We start from the raw sequence: 20,830 nt of genomic DNA on the forward strand, positions 1-20,830 counted from the left end.
CTTATTAATTTAGCAGCAATACGTAAATTGAGCTTATGAAGCATCTCTGCATTGCGCTGAAACTCATCTGCATCGTGTGCTGTATTGCTTGGGTAACAATTGCTAACGCACAGTACAGCACAGGCAAATTCGGAAAGAATCGCATCCAGTACAAAGAGTTAAACTGGCAATATATTTCCAGCCAAAACTTTAACGTTTTTTTCTACGACAATAACGAAGAACTTGCCCGCCTAACAGCTAATATAGCAGAGCAGGAATTTGGTAGCATTACCGACTTTGTCGGCTATGCTCCCTTCAATAAAATCAGGATTTTTGTTTATCCTTCCGTAAAAGACATCCACCAAAGTAATATTGGTGTGGACAAACAAGGATTTGCCCCTACAGGACAAACAAGATTTGCCAAATCCGAAATAGAGATTGCCTTTCCGGGGCTGCAAAGCGAGTACCGCGCCGAGTTGCGACTGCGAATTGCCGAAATGCTCATCTCCGAAATGATGTACGGCGGCAATCTGAAAGACGTACTTCAAAGCTCCTACCTGCTCAATTTGCCTGATTGGTTTTTAGCAGGCGCTGCGCGATACATTGCCTACGGCTGGAGCGCAGAAATGGACGACTATACCCGCGACGCACTGGAAAACAGAAAACTGCGCAAAATAGCCAACATAGAAGGTGAGGAAGCCTATATGATCGGGCATTCCATCTGGAATTACATCGTCGAAAAGTATGGGCGCACAAACGTTGCCAATATCCTCAACCTGACGCGATTAGTGCGCAACGAAGAAAGCAGCATCGAAAACACGCTGGGCATTGCCTACCAGCGTTTCCTGAACAACTGGCGCAACTTTTACTTAGATCATGCAAAAGCCTTGCGCGACAACCATCAGTATATTCTCTCGGAAAACAGAATTCTTGCCAACCCAAAAGGTATGCTGTTCCATCGGGTAAAAATTCATCCGAAAGATGACCTAATCGCCTATGCGCAGAACAACAAAGGACGCTACCATATTCGTCTGAAAAATCTGACTACCCAAAAAGAAACCGTACTTATGCGCGGCGGAAACCGCGTCCTCAATCAGGATATAGACAAAGTTCTGCCGCTTTTCGTTTGGAAAGATGCACAAACACTACTGGTAATCAACCGATTCGAAGATTATTATCGCCTCAGCCAAATCACCACGGGTAAACGCCGTAAAATCAGCCATCGCCCTCTTCCCACTTTTACCAGCATCCACGATATGGACATATCAGACGATGGTAAGCGTTTAGTCATCAGCGCAACGCAGGGCTTGCAGAATGATATTTACACCTATGATCTCGAGCGCGAGCAGATCAACCGCATTACCAACGATAACTCAGATGATCTGCATCCTACATTCCTGAAAGGCAGAGGCTATCGGATTGTCTTTAGTTCCAATCGCAACAACGATACGCTCGGTACGAAGTCTAATACTGAAGATGAGAACATAAAGCGTTTCAATCTTTTTATCTACGATCCGCAACAAAAAAATGTGCTTAAGCGCATTTCCAATACACTCAGCTACGATACGCGCCCCAAGGCAATGTCTGAAAATGTACTGCTTTTTCTCAGTGATCAGCGCGGTATTACCCACCTGTTTCGTTATGATGTCAAAGACGAGGTAAGTACACAAATTTCCGCATTGCCGTACAGCATCAAATACTACGACATTTCGGGCAAGCAATTGACATTCATAAGTATGTTTCAAGGTGCTGACGGGATTTTCAATATCTCCGATTTTAATATTGGCAACTCGCTATTTACGCCGAAAACCTCGCGGCAGCAGTTGGTAGATTTGCGCAGGCTGAACCAGATGCGGCAAAAAGCAGAACGCAACCAACTGCCTGCTACCTCCGGCAGTACCACGCAGCCTACTGTACCCAGCGAGGAGCCTAAGGTTGCTCTATCAGATACGATAACCCATAAGAAATCGGACGAAATAGACACAGAAAATTACCAGTTCGATACTTTTACCAAAACCGAACGACGCAAACTGATCAAGAACTATCGCCCCGGTAATCCATTCGAGCCAATAGAAGGCAGGAACATTAGCCTGACACGCCCACAAGCCTACGAAAGCAAGTTTAGCGCCGAAAACTTAGTTACTTCTATCGTTACCGATCCTTTGCGCGGGCTGGGTATCGTACTGGAAACAAGCATGAGCGATGCTCTCGAAAATCATAAATTCAATGCAGGGTTGTTTGGACTGACTACTTTGCGCAGCGCGATGTACTACGCTGAGTATCAGTACTTGAAGCAGCGCATAGACTACAAAGTCCGCTTCGATCGCCAGTCGCTCACAGTTACGCCGCTCGATTTCGTCCAGAAATATACACTCAACAAATTACAGGGCACAGTCTCTTATCCGTTTAGCGTAACTACCCGCATTTCGGCAAGCCCATTCTTTGCTAATACGACATTTACCCCAACCAGCGATATCAACCCCGTTGTGCAGCAAATCTCCGATCGCTCGTTCAGCTATGGGGGTATTGGCTTCGACTTTGTTTTCGACAATAGCCTGACCATTGGCCCAAACCTCATGGAAGGAACGCGTGCCTTTGTTCGCTATGAAAACTGGGTTGGGGTTACAGCGCGTGACAGAAACTTCAGCAACCTGACCATTGATGCCCGCACTTATCGGAAACTCAACAGTTCGCTGCTTTTTGCTGGACGCTTCAGTTACGGGCAGTTTTTTGGTCCTGCGCGTAAAAGCTATCGCCTCGGCGGCATGGATAACTGGATCGGCAACCAGAGCGATCCTGTGCCTAATACAGATCCTTTGTTTGTAGATGCCACCCAACCCGGCAAAGACTTGAGCGATTTGTTGTTCGTCCAATATATCGGCAACCTGCGTGGCTTTAACTGGAATAAACTACGCGGCAGCAGCTATATCTTATTTAATGCTGAGTTGCGACTACCCCTGCTCAAGTATTTTTACAAGAGCGCCATTACATCAAACTTCTTCCGCAACCTGCAGTTTATTGCCTTTACAGATATTGGCGCAGCATGGAGCGGCACAAGCCCGTTCAATCGCGAGAACTCTCTTAATACCGTAGAGATTGTTCGGGAGCCATTTGTTGCACGTGTTTCAAACTTTAAAAATCCATTCCTGATTGGCATAGGCAGCGGGATGCGCACGATGCTTTTGGGGAGTTACTATACTAAATTTGATGTAGCGTGGGGCATCGAAAATGAACAGATACAAAAACCAATGTTCTACTTTACGCTGGGCTATGATTTCTGATTTTTCCTGAAAGGGAATAGCCGTTTCGGTGAACTTTTGTTAAATTCGCACACTATTTTTTATTAGCAAGACAAGGTGGAAAAAATACAACTTGAAATACTGGGTCTTTCATCAAGTCAGTCGCAATCAGGCTCGTTTGCACTTGTGCTTGGGGAGGTTGGTAAAAAAAGACGTTTACCTATTATCATTGGTATGTTTGAAGCACAGGCAATTGCTATCGAGATCGAGAAAATTACCTCTGCCCGTCCAATGACCCACGATCTATTCAAGGCTTTTGCAAAGGCATTTCATTATGAAGTAAGCGAAATTATTATTTCCGAACTTCGCGAAGGTGTGTTCTATGCAAAAATTGTTTGCAATTCAAATAATTCTTATGAGCGTGTTGAGATAGATGCCAGACCATCGGACGCTATTGCTATAGGGCTGCGATTCAACGTTCCGATCTATACCTACGAAGACGTACTGTCAGAGGCAGGTATTACCATATCAGACATGGACGAAGACGAGGAAGAAATGGAAGCATCTCCTCCAAAAGAGCGCAGTAGCGAAAAGCGCCCTGTCGCTTCGGGCAACCTTGCAAACCTGACCAAAGAGCAGTTGGAAACCGAATTGCAACAGGCAATTGCCAACGAAGACTACGAAAAAGCTGCCAAAATCAGAGACGAACTCAACAAGCGCAGATAAGTGCTGATACGTACAGATTTACATTTGATCTTAGCCTCTCAATCTCCGAGACGCAAGCAGTTGCTGACCGAACTAGGTTTTGACTTCTCCGTTCAAACCAAAAATACTGACGAAGCAATCCCGCTGCATATCGGGGCAACAGAGGCAGCAGCCTATCTGGCAGAAAAAAAAGCCCGTGCGTTTGAAAATGAATTGCTTGATAATCAAGCAGTTTTGACGGCTGATACCGTTGTAGTCTGCAACGGCGAAGTGCTAAACAAACCTGCTGACGAAGCAGAAGCTGTAGCTATGTTACAACTGCTTTCCGGTAATGCACATCAGGTAATTACGGGGGTGAGTCTTTTGACCAGACAAGGGATTACCACGCGTAGCGACACAGCAAAAGTTTACTTTCGCGTTCTTTCACTACAGGAAATAACCCATTACGTCCAACACTATCGCCCTTTTGACAAAGCAGGCGCTTATGGCATCCAAGAATGGATCGGCATGATTGGCATTACCAAAATAGAAGGCTCTTTCTTTACTGTTATGGGGCTGCCAACGCACTTAGTTTACGATATGATTCAGCAGTTGCCTGCTGCTACTCGATGATTAGAAGCTATATTGATCATGGCGCACACTTATTTTCTTACCCCCGGTCCTTCCGAGTTGTTCCACACAGTTCCTGACCATTTAAAAACAGCTCTGAAAGAAAATGTATGTGCTATTTCGCACCGCAGCAAAGCATTCCAGCAAGTTGTTGCGCACACAGTCGCGCAGCTCCGCGAGCTTTTTCGGCTGCCAGAAGGCTATTATATCGCTTTTACATCCTCTGCTACCGAAGTATGGGAGCGGGCCATTCAGAACATGAGCGAGGAACACACGCTGCATTTTGTCAATGGCAGTTTTTCAAAGAAATTTTACGACTTTAGTAAGCAGTTGCATCGGCAGGCAGAAAAATGGGAAGTGCCACTCGGACAGGGCTTCGATCTGACACAAATGCCTGATTTCCAATCGCCGGAGTTGCTTTGCCTGACGCATAACGAAACCAGCACGGGCGTTTCAATGCCTCTGGCAGATATTTATGCGATGCGCAAAAAGTACCCCGATGCATTACTAATCGTAGATGCAGTGTCCTCTGCTCCCTACCCTGCTATTGATTTTACGCAGATAGACAGCTTATTTTTCTCTGTACAAAAATGCTTTGGATTGCCTGCCGGTTTGGGTGTTTGGATTTTTAACGAGCGCTGCCTTGACAAAGCCGAAGCACTCTTAAGCAAAGGCAGGAGCATCGGCACCTATCACACGCTGCCCGCACTGGTAAATGCCATTCGCAGAAATGAAACCCCTGAAACACCTAACATGCTGGGGATCTATCTGTTGGGCAAAGTCGCGGAAGATCTCAACCGCCGCGGCATCGAAACAATCCGCCGAGAGACTGATGCAAAGGCGGCTATTGCCTATTACAATCTACAAAAAAATGCAGATAAGTTTTCGTTATTTGTAGAAAATCCTACACATCGCTCAGCCACCGTAATTGTAGCCAATGTACTGAACCGCCCTGCCGCAGATTTTATCAACTACTGCAAAGAGCAACACATCGTGCTGGGCAATGGCTATGGCAGCCTCAAAGAAAGTCAAATCAGGATAGCCAACTTTCCGACGCATTCCAAAGAAGTATTCCAGCATCTGTCAGACCTGATGGCGAGCTGGTAAGCGCCTGACTTTTACAACACCTGCACACTTGCCACCACAGATGCCAGCGCCTGTTGGTATTTGTTAATTACAATTTTTTGATCGAAACGCTCAACAGCAAGTTTGCGGCTGTTATCACCCATTTTGCGCAGGGTAGCTTCGTCTGTCTGCATCATTTTTTCCATTTGCAGCGCTAAGTCCGCCGGATCTTTTACTTTGCAGAGGAATCCATTGAAGCCGTGCTGTACGGTCTCGCGGCATCCCGGTACATCGGTTGCAATGATCGGTTTCCCTAAGCTCGCAGCTTCCAGCAAAGTACGCGGCGTACCTTCGCGGTAAGACGGCAACAGCACACAATCAGCATGGCGAATGACAGAAATCACATCATCAGTTGTTCCCAGATACGAAATCAGTCCCTCTGCTTCCCAAGCTGCTACCTCTTCGGGCGGAATGCCCAATCCTGCATCAGTGTCAATCTTGCCCAACAGGCAAAATCTCGCCTTCACCCCTTTTGCCTGAAGTAAACGAATAGCCTCCACATACTCTAAAATTCCCTTGTCGTACAGCACGCGGGCAATGAGCAAAAAAGTGAATAACTCATTACGCCCCTCTGCCTGCATGGGCACAAACTTTTCTACATCTATGCCCGAACCCGGCAGCACATCCGTAATTTCCGGTTTTACGAGTTTGTGCGTGATAAACAGTTGTCTGTCGTCCTGATTTTGAAAAAATACAGTTTGAGGGAACTTGAAAGCAATACGATAAAGCAAATGTGCAATGCGGGCTGTCAGATTGCGGTGCAAAAAAACAGTGCCCAAACCCGTAACATTATTGATCACAGGGATACCCAAGATCGCAGCGGCAAAAGTACCGTAGATATTAGGCTTGATGGTATAATGAAGGACAACATCAGGCTTTTCTGTGAAATAAATTTGTAGAAGTTGTATAAAAAGCCAGCAATCGCGTAGTGGATTAGAGCCTTTGTTGTCAATATCAATGATATAGTGGCGGCATCCTAACTTTTCCAGATGCAAGATATATCCGTCATCGGGAGCTACCGTTACGATCTCGTGCTTGCTCTTTTGCAGGGATTGAATCAGACCGGAACGAAAATTATAGATGTTCCATGATGAATTGATAACAATGCAAATCTTCATCGTTTATTCGTCAGTGTTTAATACCATGCCAGCGCGTTTCGCTGCTCTAAGTGCTTCAAAAGCCTTACCAATCTGAGGGACTAATGAAAAATTTTGAACTTAAAAAATCAAACTTAATATTAAATTCATCATATTTTGAGCCAAACATCGTCAGGATAGCTCACCTCACAGAGAAATAAACCGTGTGGAGGCACAGCCCTGCCCGCCTTTGTGCGATCTTTGACCTCAATCATTGATCTAAAATCATCAGCGGTGCTTTTACCCAAGCCGACATCTATCAGCGAGCCAACGATTGCGCGTACCATACCACGCAAAAAGCGATCTGCTTTAATCCGAAAAATATATCCTGTTTGGGTTGCTTCCCAAAAGGCATAAAAAATATTACAGCGAAAAGTTTTGACATCTGTCTTTACTTTGCTAAAAGACTGGAAATCATCATATGCCAATAGTATGGCAGCCGCTCGATTCATAGCCTCTACATCAAGTATGTAAGCAAACTGATAGGAGAGATCTTTGCTGAATGGATCTTTTTCGCGGGTAATATGGTATTCGTAAGCCCTACTCAGCGCACTGAAACGAGCATTTGCCTCAGGCCGTACAGGCAGGCAGTTTTTCACCAAAATATCAGGTGGAAGGCAGCGGTTCAGCGAATAAATAAATTTGGAAATATCCTCGATCGCTTTTTCTGCGTCGAAGTGTACATATTGGCTTTTGCAATGTACCCCCGTGTCGGTGCGCCCACTGCCGATAGTCTCTACTGCCGATTGGCGCAAAATAAATCCTAATGCGCGGTTAAGCTCACCCTGTACGGTTGAGGTGGTATTTTCCTGCGCCTGCCAACCGTGGTAATTTGTGCCTTTGTAGGCTATTTCGAGAAAGTATCGTTGCTTCATGCTGATTGTCTTACAAAATTACGCCTTCCGTTTTATTTTGTAGCTTTGACTATACAGCAATTTTTTGCCATGCGACATCGGATCAAAAGCGAACAATGCCTGAACTGTGGGCTAAAATACCAATCACAATACGGCCGCTGCCTACAATACGGACAGGAAAATACCACCATTTGTATATTTTTCCTACAGCCATTGCGCGATTTATTTGACAGCCACATCACCCTCGATTTGCGATTTGGCAGGGCTATCATTCCCTTTCTTTTCCGCCTCGGCTATCGGAGCGCCTATTCAATGAAGGTAAAAGCATCGGCTATGTACATCCGGCACGGCCCTGTATCCTGATGAGTTGGCTGTATTTTTTATGTTTGGGCTATGCGTCTAACCTTAAAAATCTGACCATTCGGGCAAGCAAAAAATAAAATACAGCAGGATAGTGCAGAAACGAAGCATTCCGGCTCATCTTTGCAAAATATTAGCAACAACTGGCTGATATGGCACACTATTCTTTATTTTTCTTACCTTGAAATTCTTAGTTTCATTTTCCCATTCTAAGCTATGAGAACAACACTTGGCTACCTGACGCTTGGGGCTATCTTGCTACTAAGCGCCTGCGGGTCGGACAAAAACAAACAGGTTGCCGATGGCGTAGCTACCATACAACCATTTTGGCAGGACGAATTTGACCGCGACGGAATGCCCGATACGACCAGATGGGGCTACAGCGTCGGCGGGCATGGCTGGGGCAATAACGAATTGCAGTATTACACCAATGCCAACCCAAAAAACATCCGTATTGAAAATGGCATTCTCATTATTGAAGCCCACAAAGACAGCATGGAAAACAACGCCTACACTTCGGCTAAACTGATTAGCCAAGGCAAGGGCGACTTTATGTACGGACGGATAGAAGTACGGGCAAAACTCCCCAAAGGTAGAGGCACATGGCCTGCGATCTGGATGTTGCCGACGCAAGAACCGCTGAAATGGCCGGAAGACGGCGAAATTGACATCATGGAGCATGTAGGACACAATCAGGGTTTCATACACGGAACTATCCATACCAAAGCCTATAACCACATCAACGGCACACAGCGCGGAGATACGCTCTTTGTAGCCGACTGCTCGGAAGTCTTTCACACGTATGCTATTGATTGGACACCTGAAAAAATTGACTGGTTTGTTGACGGCGAAAAATATTTTACCTTCCCCAATGAAAAGAAAACCGACGCAGAATGGCCTTTCAATAAGCCTTTTTATCTGATTCTGAACCTTGCCGTAGGTGGCGAGTGGGGCGGTGCAAAGGGCATAGACGAAAGCATTTGGCCGCAGCGAATGGAGGTAGATTGGGTACGAGTTTACAAAAATCAAAAGTAAGCTAATTAAACCATCGCCAATCAGGTTTGTCAAACGCTGTAAAACCAATTGGCGATGTCTGCTCATCAAAAACACATCCAGCATCTTTATCTACGCGCCGGCTTTGGCTTGCTGCCACAGGAACTATCTGCCGCACTGCAAATTCCCCTGAGGCGGCACGTAGAAATAATTTTTGCCGATAACCATGACTTTCAGCTACTAAATCTGCTGAATGACAACGAGTTGCGACTTGCGCGTATGTTCTTTTCCGACAAGGACGAATGTCGCGAAATAGTGATGGAATCGCTGAACCATGGACGCGAACTCAACCTACTCTGGCTGCGGCAGATGGCTGAAAGTAAGGCAAGTTTGCGCGAAAAAATGACGCTTTTCTGACACGCACACTTTGCTACACGCACCAACAATGCCTTCTTTGCACAACTGCAAAACAACCTGATTTGTGAAAAATCATTGCGCTCTTTGCAGTAGCGCCTTTTTTACCGCAAAGAATGCCAAGTTTTACGCGGAGAATACTGAGATTAAATTCATTTTAGTATAAGGTAAGGGGTTCGCAATAAAATAACAGGCGGATGGCACAAAATACTGTACTATCCGCCTGCCTTTGATCTGTTGTTTTGATTACTCACCGCCGACATTCATACCGCTCATTTGGCGGCGCTGCGTTTCCAGCACCATCACGTTAGTTTTAGCAACCATCGTATTAGGCGGCAACCCATTGGGAAAAATAATTTCTGCAAGTGTATCGTTGGTACTGCCTACTTTTACTTTGTAACGGGTAATTTTCAGTTTCCCTTCTGGATTGGGTTTATTCTCTCCTACGAAGACATAAGTCTGATCGTCTTCTTTTATCAACGACGACAGCGGTACGGCAATAGCGCCTTTGGTTCCTTCTTTATTAAGAATGATTGCCCGCACGTTCATGCCGGGAAGGATCAGGTCGCCTTTGCGGGCAGCGAATTGCACAAAGGCGGTAATCGCGCGGGTTTCTGTATTGATCGCGCGGGAAACGCTCATTACTTTGCCCATTACGTTGTCAAATTTGCTGTTGATGAAGTCAATTTCTACTTCCTGACCTTCTGTGATAAGGTCAAGATCTTTTTCATAGACAAAAACTTCCGCATATAGTTGGCTTGTATCTACAATTTCAGCTAATTTGGTTTGCATGGAAGCAAGCATTCCTATAGTAACAGGAAGTTCGGTAATGTAGCCGTCAATCGGCGATTTGATGATTACCGAAGGGGCAATGACTGAGGTTTTAGGGTTTTTGAACTGATCTGCATCAATGTCGAGTAGTTGGAGCTTGGCTCGCAGCGCCTTTTCGCGGCTCATGGCGGCGTTGTACTTGGCTTCTGTAACCTGAAAGTCTGCCAGCGCGCCTACGTTGTTTTTTATCAACTCTTCTTGACGCTTGAATTCGATAGCGTAGAAATCTACTTCGGACTTAGCGGCGAGGTATTCATTCTGTAGCTCGATGAGTTGCATGCTGCTCAGTACCATCAGCGCTTGTCCTTTACGCACCAAACTGCCCTTAGTGACAAACACTTTTTCAACTTTGCCCTCGATATTGCTGCTGACACTCGCGCTCAAGTTAGGCAGCGAGGTTACTTTGCCGTTCAGGTAAATATTAGAAACAATTGGTTGTGTGCTGGGCGTTGTCATCTGAACTTCCATGGTTTTCAACTGTTCGGGAGTCAGCTCTACAAACTCCACTTGACGAATTTCGGGGTCGTTGGCGGCAGTTTCCTGCGTACCTGAACAACCGACAGCCGCCGCAAGCGTCATGCTGCACAAGATATAGCTAATAAAACGGTTCATTTTTGAATGTCGGATTTTGAGTATTTGAAAATGTTGATGCCTGTTATTGCTCGCCGCGTAGGTATTTGAGATAAATGATGGAATGATTGTAGTCGCGCAGGGTGTTGAGGTAGTTCATCTCCAACTGAAAGGCAAGCTCGAGGTTTTGCAAGTACTGGTAGTAGGTGATGCTGCCCAATCGGTAGCTGGTGCGGGCATCGCGAACGATTTCCTGTGCTTCGCGCAAGCCGACTGTTTCGAAGTACTGCAAATTCTCATTTGCCTGACGGTACATCGCAATGGCTTTGGCGTATTCTGCACCTAATTGCAGATTGGTAGCCTGCGCCTGCGTTTGCGAAATAGCAACGCCTTTTTTGGCAGCATTAATATTGGCTTTGTAGCTCCATGCCCAAACGGGCAGCGTCAAACCAAAGCGGAAGCGCGAACCCAGCGGAGTGCCGCCTGATGCTTCGCTGCCGGGGTTGCCCTGATTGAGAAAGCCGATCTGAATGCCGGGCAGCATTTTGTTGCGCTCTACGCTCAGCAGGCTTTGTTGCAAACTCACATTGCGCATATTGAAGCCTACAATCGGGTTGGCAGCAAAGGCAAGCGTATCGGTTGCATATAAAAGTCCCATATCGGGAAGTTTGCTCAGCGGCTTGTCGGGGAGCAAGGTCGTATCGCCGGAACGCCCCAGCAGTGAAGCCAGCAGCGCCCGACCGCCTTTTAGCTCTGCCTGTGCCTGCTTGAGGTTGTACTGGATGCGTTTGTACTGGCTTTCGCCGTTGATCCGCTCTAAGTTGCTGATTTGTCCGACGCGATAGCGCACCTCATTCACGCGGATAATGTCGTCATAAATGGTATCTTGACGGGTCAGCAGCAGGTACTTTGCCACCATAAACTGCAAATCATTAAAGGCGACTTTGGTTCTGAAAATCAACCCGTTGATAGTTATATCTTTTTCGGCTTGGGCTAATTCTACGCGCTTTTGCTGCGCGATTGCCTGTGCGCTGTAAACAGTAGGAAACTCAAAAGTTTGCAGTACGCCGGGGCGCAAATCTTCGCCTGTCGGGGCTTCGAAAAGCAGATCTAAATTGGGGATATTGTAGGCTGCGGGTTTGAGCAACTGCTGTTGTTCGATTCGCTGGTCTGCCAGCCGCATTTCGGGATTTTTAGAGATGGCAATCTTTACGGCTTCCTCCAGACTAATGCTTATACCATTCTGCATGAAGGGTGTCTGTGCCTGTACACCCGTGCCAAATACAGCCAGCAATAAGACCAAGCCTAAGACTTTAGCGCTCAAATAGGCGTGGGTGTGTTCCACTTCTTGATCTTCAGCCGAAGCCCCGCCAGAAATGCGGTTTTTATTGACTAATGCGTACATAACAGGGAGAACAATTAAAGTGAGTACAGTTGCAGTGAAAAGCCCGCCGATAACAACAGTTGCTAATGGTTTCTGTACCTCCGCGCCTACGCTCGTGGAAAGTGCCATTGGCAGGAAGCCCAATGCGGCAACGGCAGAGGTCATCAGCACAGGGCGGAAGCGCTCGTTAAGTCCTTGTCGGACAGCATCTTCGGCACTCATGCCGCGCTTCATCAGTTCGTTGAAGTGGCTGACTAAGAGAATGCCGTTCAATACGGCAATACCAAAAAGTGCGATAAAGCCTACACCTGCCGAAATACTGAAGTTCATATCGCGCAGCAGCAGTGAGAATACGCCGCCTACTGCCGAAAGCGGCACTACGGCATAAATCAGCAAACTGTCGCGGATATTGCCAAAGGAAGCAAACAGCAACCCAAAGATAATTGCAAGGGCAATCGGTACAACAATACCGAGGCGCTGTTTGGCGCGGCGTAGGTTTTCAAACTCGCCGCCAAACTCCAGCCTATAGCCTGCGGGAAGCATTACGTTCTTACCTACCAGATCCATTGCTTCATAAACCAGCGATTCTACGTCGCGTCCGCGCACGTTGAAGCCGATGTTGGCGCGCCGTCCGAGGTTTTCGTGTCCAATTTCTGAAGGGCCTACATTTTCCTGAATATCAGCCAGTTCTTTGAGCGGAATCGGATTGCCGTCCTTGCTTTCGATCAGCAGATTTTTGATGTTTTCAGGACGCACCCGGTCGTCGTCCGAAAGGCGCAGGGTCAGGTCAAAACGCTTGTCTTTTTCATAAATCAGTCCGGCGGTAGCTCCGGCAAAAGCAATTTGTAGGGTACGGTTCATTTGTTCAACCGTGATTCCGTAGGTTGCCATTTGGCGGCGGTCGTACTGGATGTTAATTTGCGGCAAGCCGAAAATCTTACTTTCCTGTACATCTACAGCGCCGGGAATGGTGCGCAAGATGCTGATGATCTCATTGGATTTTTTCACTAAGGTATCCAGATCGTAGCCGTAGAGTTTTACTACAATATCTGTCCGCGAGCCTGCCATTAGCTCGTTTACGCGGTTTTCAATCGGTTGTTGGATCGAGAGTACCAGTCCGGGAAAGGCCTTCATTTCATCGGCAACCATGTCGGCGAGGTCTTCCTGCTTTTTGGCTTTTTTCCAGACTTCTTTTGGCTTGAGTACAACGATTGTTTCCATCGCCTCCATCGCCTGTGGATCGGTCGGTACTTCTGAAGTGCCGATTTTGGAAACGACGCGCTCTACCTCATCGGGGAATTTTTCTAATAGCATTTTCTCTACTTTGGTAGAGAGTTTTATGGATTCGGTCATAGACGTGCCTACGGGCAGGTTCATTTCTACGACAAGATCGCCCTCTTGCAGTTTGGGTACAAACTCGCCGCCGATAATTTTAAAACCCCAAATACCTGCTCCCAGAACGCCCAGTGCGACGGCAATAGTGCCGTATTTGAACTTCATCCCAAGGCGGATAATGGGTTTGAATACGCTGTAGATCGCCTGAACGATTTTTTCGGAAAAGCCGTGGTCGTGCGGATCTTTGGGAGGCTTAATAATCAGGGCGCTCATCATCGGCACGTAGGTGATCGCCAAAATCAGCGCTCCCAGAATCGCAAAACTTACCGTCTGTGCCATCGGGGTGAACATCTTGCCTTCGATGCCCTGTAAAGTCATGATCGGGAAATATACAATCAGGATGATTGCGCCGCCGAATACGACCGATTTTTTTACTTCTGCTGCCGATTGGATCACGACTTCCTGTCGTTCGCGGTAGCTTAACTCTGTATTTTCGCTTTTGCCGTTAAACTTCAGATGGCGCTGATAGGCAAGCGCAAGGAAGAGTACAACCGACTCTACGATGATAATTGCCGGATCTACAAGCAGCCCGAAATCAATTGCCCCAAGGCTCATAATATTGCCTACTACTCCGAAATACTGCATCCAGATAAAGGCAAACAGCATTGCCAGTGGAATAACAGAAGCCGCAAGTAAACTCGCCCGCCAGTTGCCTAAAAATACGACAATCACCACTATGACAATCAGCGCACCTTCTATCAGGTTGGTGGCAACGGTTTTGATGGCATTATTTACAATTTTGGAACGATCTATAAAAGGCTCGATCACAAGTGTCGAGGGCAGTTGCTTCTCAATTGCTGCCATTTTTTCCTTAACGCGGGTAATAACTTCGTTGCCGTTGCCGCCTTTGACCATCATAATAATGCCGCCGACTACTTCGCCTTCGCCGTTCATAGTCATAGCGCCGTAGCGGATAGCGCTGCCAAATTCTACAGTGGCTACATCTTTAATCAGGACGGGAACGCTGCCTTTATTTTTGACAACCGTATTGGCGATGTCGTCCAGATTAGTTGCCAGACCAACGCCGCGAATGGTAAATGCTTTATTTTCTTTTTCTATGTAAGCGCCGCCGGTATTGCTGTTGCCTTGCGAGAGCGCCTCGTACACATCATCTATGGTGATGCCCAGCGAGCGCATTTGGTCTAATTTGAGTTTGGCTTGGTATTCTTTCTTGAAACCGCCAAAGCCGCTTACTTCGGCCACGCCCGGTACGCCGAGCAACTGTTTACGAATGAACCAGTCTTGCATGGTGCGCAGCTCCATCGGCGAAAAAGACTTGTCGGTCAGGTCGCGAGGGCGAATCACGTATTGGTAAACTTCGCCTAAGCCGGTAGAAACGGGCCCCATGTAAGGCTCGCCTGCAGCTTCAGGAATTTCATTCTTGATTTGTTGCAGGCGTTCGAATACCTGTTGGCGCGCCCAGTAAATATCGGTGTCGTCGTTGAAAACAAGTTTGACAACAGACAAACCAAATTTGGAAATAGAACGGGTTTGCAGCAGCCCCGGAATATTGGACATCGCCATTTCAATCGGCGAGGTTACAAACATTTCCATCTCTAGTGAGGCCAGACTGGGCGTATAAGTAATTACATCTACCTGATTATTAGTAACATCAGGCACAGCATCAATCGGCAAATTCTTCAAAGAATAACCGCCGGCAATTGCCATAATGAGGGTTAGCGCACCAATCGTGAGCGGATTGCGCACACTAAACGCAATGATTTTGTCAATCATCTGTATTAGAAAATATTGTTGAAATGAATTTTTGAAACAAAGTTGTCCCGATTTTAGGACGTGGATGGTTGGCGGATAAGGTGGGGATATGCAGATTCCGTCAGAAGTAATATTTCATCAAGCAACATTACTTCGCCTGCTGTAGTTCGTGGGGACGCTAACTACGGCAGGTGCTTGTGAGACACAAGCAACGCATACATGTCTCATCCGCAATGTATGCGTGCTATAACCTAAGCCGACAGGTGTAGAGGAAAATTTTAACAGATATATTGCTGTATAGCTGCTGTATAGCTGCAGCCTGAACAACAGCTTTGGCATCATGCAAAAAAATAGCGGTAGCAGGGTAAAAAATACAAGAAAATTCAGATGAAGGCTGGCGATTTTCTTCTTGCGAAATGCGCTGCCGTTTGCCTGTGTTTGTGTTGGGTTGGTTATTGTCTAACCACGAAATCAAAGAAGAGGGGAGGTTGTCTTCCTGTAGGGTAAAGTCCTCATAATCATTTATTTCATAGACAGGACGGATCTGATAATGGTCGGCATGTAGCGACCATACGAGCCAGAACCATGTTGAAATAACGACGAGGATACGCAAAATTGGTTTGTATTATTGTTGCAAATCTACGATTAGAACGTATGAAATACAATTTTAGTGTGGATCGAGTTCCCTCAGTGCCTTGTTAAAATCTTCTATTAGGTCGTCGGGATGCTCCAATCCGATGGAAACACGCAGCAAAGAATCAGGAAAATTAGCATGGGCTGCCTCTACCGTCGCCCGATGCTCGATCAGGCTTTCTACGCCTCCCAGACTGGTAGCGCGGGCGAAAAGTGTCAGCCCTGCAATGGTTTTCAGGGCAGCCTCTTTGCCTCCTTTGAGTTCGATGGAGAGCATCCCTCCAAACGCCGACATTTGCGAAGCAGCAAGCCTATGTTGCGGATGCGAAGGCAGCCCGGCGTAATGTACTTTTTCGATCGCAGGATGTTGCGTCAGAAATTCGGCTACGCGCATAGCATTGCGGCAGTGTGCTTCCAAACGCTGCGGCAGCGTTGCAATGCTCCGCAGCATCAGCCAGCACTCGAAGGGCGAAGGCACAGCCCCGCCGATTTGCTGAAATAAGCGAATTCGCTGCATCAGTTCGCTGTCTGTGCGGGCAATGACCGCGCCGCCGAGCAAGTCGCTGTGTCCGCCAATATATTTGGTAGTAGAGTACATGACCAGATCTACGCCCAGATCCAGCGGTCGTTGGATGAGCGGAGTCCATGTGTTGTCGCACACGCAAACCGCGCCGATGCTGTGGGCAAGTTCGGCAATGCGCCGCAAATCTGTGATTTTGACTAAGGGATTGGAAGGTGTTTCTGTCCAGATCAGGCGCGTATTGGGGCGAATAGCCGCCTGTACCTGTGCAAGATCGGTCATATCTGCCATGCTTACTTCCAAACCCCAGCGCCTGTAAAGCGTTTCCAACTGCACCCGTACACCAAAGTACATGTCCGGTGAAATAATGAGGTGGTCGCCGGGTGAGAGGCTGTGCAGGATAGCCATAGCCGCTGCCAATCCCGATGAGAAAGTTACTGCCACTTCAGCGCTTTCTATAGCTGCCAGCCGATGCTCCAACTCTTGCCTGTTGGGATTGTTGGCCCGCGAGTAGATAAACTCGCTGATGAGTTGGTTATTCTCGTCGCGGGCAAAGGTTGTAGAGAGTACTAAAGGCGTAATGACGGCACCTGTATGTGGGTCAGTATGGTGTCCGGCGTGGATAGCAGCGGTTTCGGGACGCATAGGCGGTGTTATTTTCTCAGCAGCAATTTACCATTTTCCCAAATACCTGTAACCGTTCTTCTGTCCGCTCCAATAATTTCTCCTTCGCCGTTCATCAGATCGTCTTTCCAGTTGCCTTTGTAGATTTCGCCTGTGGCGTAGTAATAAGTTCCGTAGCCCGACCGCAAGTCGTTTTCAAAATAGCCTTCGTAGCTCGAACCGTCTTTGTAGAAGTGCTTGCCCCAGCCGTTGCGTGCATTGCCTTTCCATTCGCCGATGTAGTACCCGCGTCCTTCATAGAAGCCTATGCCAAATGACTGTGGACTTTCTTCAAAAAGCTTTCCGTAGTAAAAAATCTTATTGCCTTTGGGTGAAATAATGGTCATCGAGTCGATATTGGTATGAAGTAGCTTGTAGTGCAGCAACTCGAGTGCCGCTGCCATAGAGTCGGAAAGTGTAGTTTTACGTACAATATCGGATGTGAGCAGTTCTATTTGATGCTCCGATTCACTTTTGGCATCTTCGAGACTTTGAATTTTATTTTTAAAAAACACAATCTCGTTTCGGTAATCCTCAATTTGTTTTTTGCCTTGTTCGGAAAGGAGGTAAAGGTCGTTCGTTCTACTTATATAGGCTGCCAGTAACGTGTCGAAACCGATTAGTACATTAGGCTTTTCATCGTTGGCAGAACTGCTAGGCGCATATTTTGCAAAGATGCCGCGCAGTTGATCTTCTGAGCGCCTGTAATCTTGAATGGCTAAACTGTCAGTTTTTATTCTGGCAAGAGTTGCCTGCAAATCCTTATTAAGTTCATTTACTTGTTTATAGTAAGTTGCCGTTGTGGCAGACAAGCCGATACACAACAGTACAAGTACTGCCAAAACTATCTTATAATGATGAGTTATCGCCTGATTCATCAGTAGCCTAAGTTTATTTGAGGTAATTTGCTGTCTAATTTTCTGAAATCCAGACCCACAAGTACGTTGAGTCGGATGATATGACTTGTTCTGTATTCAAAGCCCGAGCTTCTCTGTCCGAATGTCCACATATGTCCTGCAAAAAAGGTGATCTTAGGGTTTAATACGTACCCAAAGCCATTGTAGGTTCGGAAATCTTCAAAGGGATTGTTGACAATAGATCGTCCTCTTTGCATAAAAATCTCTGCACTTGGAGAAAAAAACAGGGTTTTTACCTCGATCTTTTTTTTATTGAGCGGAATGTAAGTAAAAAACTTGTAGCGGAAGCGGTCGGTGTAGTCATATGTAGATCCGATTTTATTGCTCCTGCGCCAGCGATGTTCAAAGCGAAACTGATGGAAGATTTTGAAGCGCCCCATTTCGGGCATGATAAAGAGCCATTGATGCCAGATGCGCGGCTCTAAAGTTGTTCGTTCAAAATTTTCATTCGTAGGGTCGGGGGTGTAGTTCCAGACAAGCGTTGGCCCAATAACAGCTTCGAAGTAATTATTGAACAGAATGTTGATACCTGCGCGGTTATAAATTTGTCTGGTTCTGCCAACGAAAGATGTAAGATTGTCTAATCTATTGCGAACGCGGAAATGGTGTTCGCCATAGTAGCCTATTTTATTGCTAATCCTGCCTTTAATATACAAGCCATTCCAGATGCCTGTTTCTTCTAATGAACTGGTCGAGGTGTTTTGTCCGTAAGCAAGCGCCACTTGTAGCAATAAGCCCACAACAGTAATCAACCTAAAACATGTACGCATTGTCAATGTTTTGTGTGAATCAATGAGAGGCGGGCAAATCAATTTGTTGATTAGATTAATGCGCATTAGTAATTTGTTATGCAAAGATACCGTTTGCGAGCTACAGATAAAAGTCTGACCCTCTCTCTACTTGCTGTATTAACATAAATTACACATCGCATTCGCCCGACAGGGGCGAGCCTTTTCATTTGTATCATTGCTTACACAGCAAAAAAATTTCAATAAAAATAGGGAACGTTGATGACATCAATGGTATTAAACGTTGAAATCCATTGCGCAAAGGATGAAGATGTTCCAACCATTAATCAAAAAAATCATGAAAAAGTTATTGTGTGTATTTGTTCTGGCCACTGTTGCGATTGTACAGGCTGCTAATGCCCAAGAATACGAAGAATGGGGTTACAATAAGAACTCTTTACGCCCTATCAAAAACACAGACCAATTATTCAAGAAATCGCTTTGGTACACAATTGACCTGCGCGAAAAGCAAAATAAACCGTTCAATGCAAAAGGCTATGAAATCACAGGCCTGTTGATCGAAGCGGTGCAAAGCGGAATTCTGCGCCCTTTTACCGATGAAACCCTCAGTGAACGCCTGAGCTTGGAGGAATTTACCAAAAGACTTACCAAACAAGCTCCTGCATATGACCCAGATGACTTAGTATTTGAAGATGACGGTTGGGGGGGCGAGCCAGGATCGGACGGCACAGCATCAACCGAGCCGGAGATGTATTTGCCGGGCAAAGAATTGTACCTATTGGAAATAAAAGAAGACCTGATTTTTGACAAAAAACGCTCGCGCATGTATCGCGATATTCAAACAATCACCATCATTCTGCCCGCTGAAGTTAATACCTCCGGCGTAGATAAGCCTATTGCTACTTTTCTTTACAAAGAAGTGGTTGAAAACGTGTTTAGGGATAACAACAAGGCAGTCTGGTTCAACAATGCCAATCCGCGCGAGCACCGCAATATGGCAGAGGCCTTTGATCTGCGGCTGTTTAGCGCACATTTGACTAAGTATGAGAACGGCGATGGCGCTACTATTGCCGATATCTATGGCGAAGGAGCGCGTGCCATGTACGCCTCGCTGCAAATTGAGTATGCGCTGCTGGAGTTTGAAAGCAATCTTTGGGAAAATTAAATTGCCTGCCGCTTAAAAAAGCATAGCGCACGACTGTTCAGTTGTGCGCTATGCTTTTTATTAATCCACTACTTTAATTTCCACGCGGCGGTTCAACTGGCGGCTGTCGGGCGAATTGTTGGAAACCGCAGGTCGTGTTTCGCCATAGGCTTTTACAATAATCGCATCTTCGGCAATACCTGTCGTTTTTATCATAATGGATTTGATGCGTTCTGCTCTTCTTTGGGACAGGCGCTCGTTGTAAAAATCGCTGCCAAAGCTATCTGTATGACCCTCTATCACGATCCGATAGCCATACTGTACGTAATTTGCCGCGTTTTGGATGGTTTCCATGTCTTCTTTGGTGAGTTCGTCTTCGTCAAATACAAAGTACAAAGGGCGCAGCGTAGGCTTAGGCGGTTTGCCCGTACTGACTGTAGAGGGAGTAATCGTTTGTTTTTCAGGGATGGTAATTTCGGGAACACTTCCGTAGGGGGGTGGCTCATAGGTTGTATTGGGTATGCCCTGATAGGCGATAGCTATTTGCCTGTTGCCGGGGATGCGAACTTCAGGCTTCAGATCGGGGCAGGGCATGTCTGCACCGCCCGCAGGTCGCGTAGCGCCGGGCTTCATCATGCGCCCCGATTTTTTGATCGGGTCGCCTTCTAATGAAAACGCTACAGCATGTGTGCGCGCATGGCGCGAAGTGGTAAAATTCGCTGCCGATTTATTCTGTTTCTTGCGCTTTTTCTTTTGTTGAGCTTCAGCCACAAAGGGCAAGGATACAAGTATTGCCAATAAAAACACAAAGCTGATAGGGAGGAAATAATAGCGTGCCATAGCAATAGAAATTTACCGGTGAACAATTACTTAAATTTACGATTTTTAGCCGCCAAT

The 20,830-nt window shown here is 46.5% G+C and carries 17 protein-coding genes; 8 read left to right on the plus strand and 9 right to left on the minus strand.

Annotation, left to right across the window (positions count from 1 at the left end; all coding sequences use genetic code 11):
• Positions 1-35 precede the first annotated feature (35 nt).
• From ACWIP2_RS08565 to ACWIP2_RS08580, 4 genes are all read left to right on the plus strand, one after another.
• Positions 36-3,260 carry a hypothetical protein gene (locus ACWIP2_RS08565; RefSeq protein ID WP_448519507.1) on the plus strand — a complete coding sequence of 1,075 codons (3,225 nt, stop codon included), beginning with the start codon at positions 36-38 and terminating at the stop codon, positions 3,258-3,260.
• Between the two features lie 75 nt (positions 3,261-3,335).
• Complete coding sequence (locus tag ACWIP2_RS08570) at positions 3,336-3,944, plus strand: bifunctional nuclease domain-containing protein (protein ID WP_448519508.1); 609 nt, start codon at positions 3,336-3,338, stop codon at positions 3,942-3,944.
• Complete coding sequence (locus ACWIP2_RS08575) at positions 3,945-4,535, plus strand: Maf family nucleotide pyrophosphatase (protein ID WP_448519509.1); 591 nt, start codon at positions 3,945-3,947, stop codon at positions 4,533-4,535.
• Positions 4,536-4,553: 18 nt separating this feature from the next.
• Positions 4,554-5,639 carry an aminotransferase class V-fold PLP-dependent enzyme gene (locus ACWIP2_RS08580; protein WP_448519510.1) on the plus strand — a complete coding sequence of 362 codons (1,086 nt, stop codon included), beginning with the start codon at positions 4,554-4,556 and terminating at the stop codon, positions 5,637-5,639.
• 11 nt (positions 5,640-5,650) lie between these two features.
• Here the strand turns inward: ACWIP2_RS08580 and ACWIP2_RS08585 are convergent, their stop codons facing one another.
• On the minus strand, positions 5,651-6,775 hold the full coding sequence (locus tag ACWIP2_RS08585; RefSeq protein WP_448519511.1) for a glycosyltransferase family 4 protein: 1,125 nt from the start codon (positions 6,773-6,775) through the stop codon (positions 5,651-5,653).
• Positions 6,776-6,903: 128 nt separating this feature from the next.
• Positions 6,904-7,668, minus strand: coding sequence for a tRNA pseudouridine(38-40) synthase TruA (truA, locus tag ACWIP2_RS08590; RefSeq protein WP_448519512.1), 765 nt, complete (start codon positions 7,666-7,668; stop codon positions 6,904-6,906).
• A 69-nt stretch (positions 7,669-7,737) separates the two neighbouring features.
• Between truA and ACWIP2_RS08595 the strand changes: the two genes are divergently transcribed.
• The 3 genes from ACWIP2_RS08595 to ACWIP2_RS08605 all read left to right on the plus strand — a co-directional run bounded on the left by ACWIP2_RS08595 (position 7,738) and on the right by ACWIP2_RS08605 (position 9,417).
• Positions 7,738-8,010 (plus strand): hypothetical protein, encoded by a 273-nt coding sequence (locus ACWIP2_RS08595; protein WP_448519513.1) that lies wholly within the window; start codon positions 7,738-7,740, stop codon positions 8,008-8,010.
• Positions 8,011-8,223: 213 nt separating this feature from the next.
• The gene (locus ACWIP2_RS08600; RefSeq protein ID WP_448519514.1) at positions 8,224-9,042 is read left to right on the plus strand and encodes a glycoside hydrolase family 16 protein; all 819 of its coding nucleotides are present in this window, start codon (positions 8,224-8,226) and stop codon (positions 9,040-9,042) included.
• Positions 9,043-9,096: 54 nt separating this feature from the next.
• Positions 9,097-9,417: a DUF1800 family protein gene (locus tag ACWIP2_RS08605; protein ID WP_448519515.1), complete on the plus strand. Its 321-nt coding sequence runs from the start codon at positions 9,097-9,099 to the stop codon at positions 9,415-9,417.
• Positions 9,418-9,660: 243 nt separating this feature from the next.
• Here ACWIP2_RS08605 and ACWIP2_RS08610 read toward each other — a convergent pair whose 3' ends face one another.
• The 6 genes from ACWIP2_RS08610 to ACWIP2_RS08635 form a co-directional block, all read right to left on the minus strand.
• Positions 9,661-10,857, minus strand: coding sequence for an efflux RND transporter periplasmic adaptor subunit (locus ACWIP2_RS08610; RefSeq protein WP_448519516.1), 1,197 nt, complete (start codon positions 10,855-10,857; stop codon positions 9,661-9,663).
• A 43-nt stretch (positions 10,858-10,900) separates the two neighbouring features.
• Entirely contained in the window at positions 10,901-15,328 is a 4,428-nt protein-coding gene (locus ACWIP2_RS08615; RefSeq protein ID WP_448519517.1) for a CusA/CzcA family heavy metal efflux RND transporter, read from the minus strand.
• A 223-nt stretch (positions 15,329-15,551) separates the two neighbouring features.
• Positions 15,552-15,920 (minus strand): hypothetical protein, encoded by a 369-nt coding sequence (locus ACWIP2_RS08620; RefSeq protein WP_448519518.1) that lies wholly within the window; start codon positions 15,918-15,920, stop codon positions 15,552-15,554.
• A gap of 54 nt (positions 15,921-15,974) precedes the next feature.
• Positions 15,975-17,105 carry a trans-sulfuration enzyme family protein gene (locus ACWIP2_RS08625; RefSeq protein WP_448519519.1) on the minus strand — a complete coding sequence of 377 codons (1,131 nt, stop codon included), beginning with the start codon at positions 17,103-17,105 and terminating at the stop codon, positions 15,975-15,977.
• Positions 17,106-17,113: 8 nt separating this feature from the next.
• Positions 17,114-17,965: a hypothetical protein gene (locus tag ACWIP2_RS08630; protein WP_448519520.1), complete on the minus strand. Its 852-nt coding sequence runs from the start codon at positions 17,963-17,965 to the stop codon at positions 17,114-17,116.
• 35 nt (positions 17,966-18,000) lie between these two features.
• A complete protein-coding gene (locus tag ACWIP2_RS08635; protein WP_448519521.1) occupies positions 18,001-18,810 on the minus strand; it encodes a DUF2490 domain-containing protein in 810 nt (269 codons plus the stop codon).
• A gap of 316 nt (positions 18,811-19,126) precedes the next feature.
• Here ACWIP2_RS08635 and porN point away from each other — a divergent pair, with 316 nt between their 5' ends.
• A complete protein-coding gene (gene porN / locus ACWIP2_RS08640) occupies positions 19,127-19,954 on the plus strand; it encodes a type IX secretion system ring protein PorN/GldN (RefSeq protein ID WP_448519522.1) in 828 nt (275 codons plus the stop codon).
• Between the two features lie 60 nt (positions 19,955-20,014).
• On the opposite strand, the gene ACWIP2_RS08645 is transcribed toward porN, so the two are convergent.
• Positions 20,015-20,773, minus strand: coding sequence for an OmpA family protein (locus tag ACWIP2_RS08645; protein WP_448519523.1), 759 nt, complete (start codon positions 20,771-20,773; stop codon positions 20,015-20,017).
• Positions 20,774-20,830 lie beyond the last annotated feature (57 nt).

The organism is Rhodoflexus sp. (assembly GCF_053489755.1).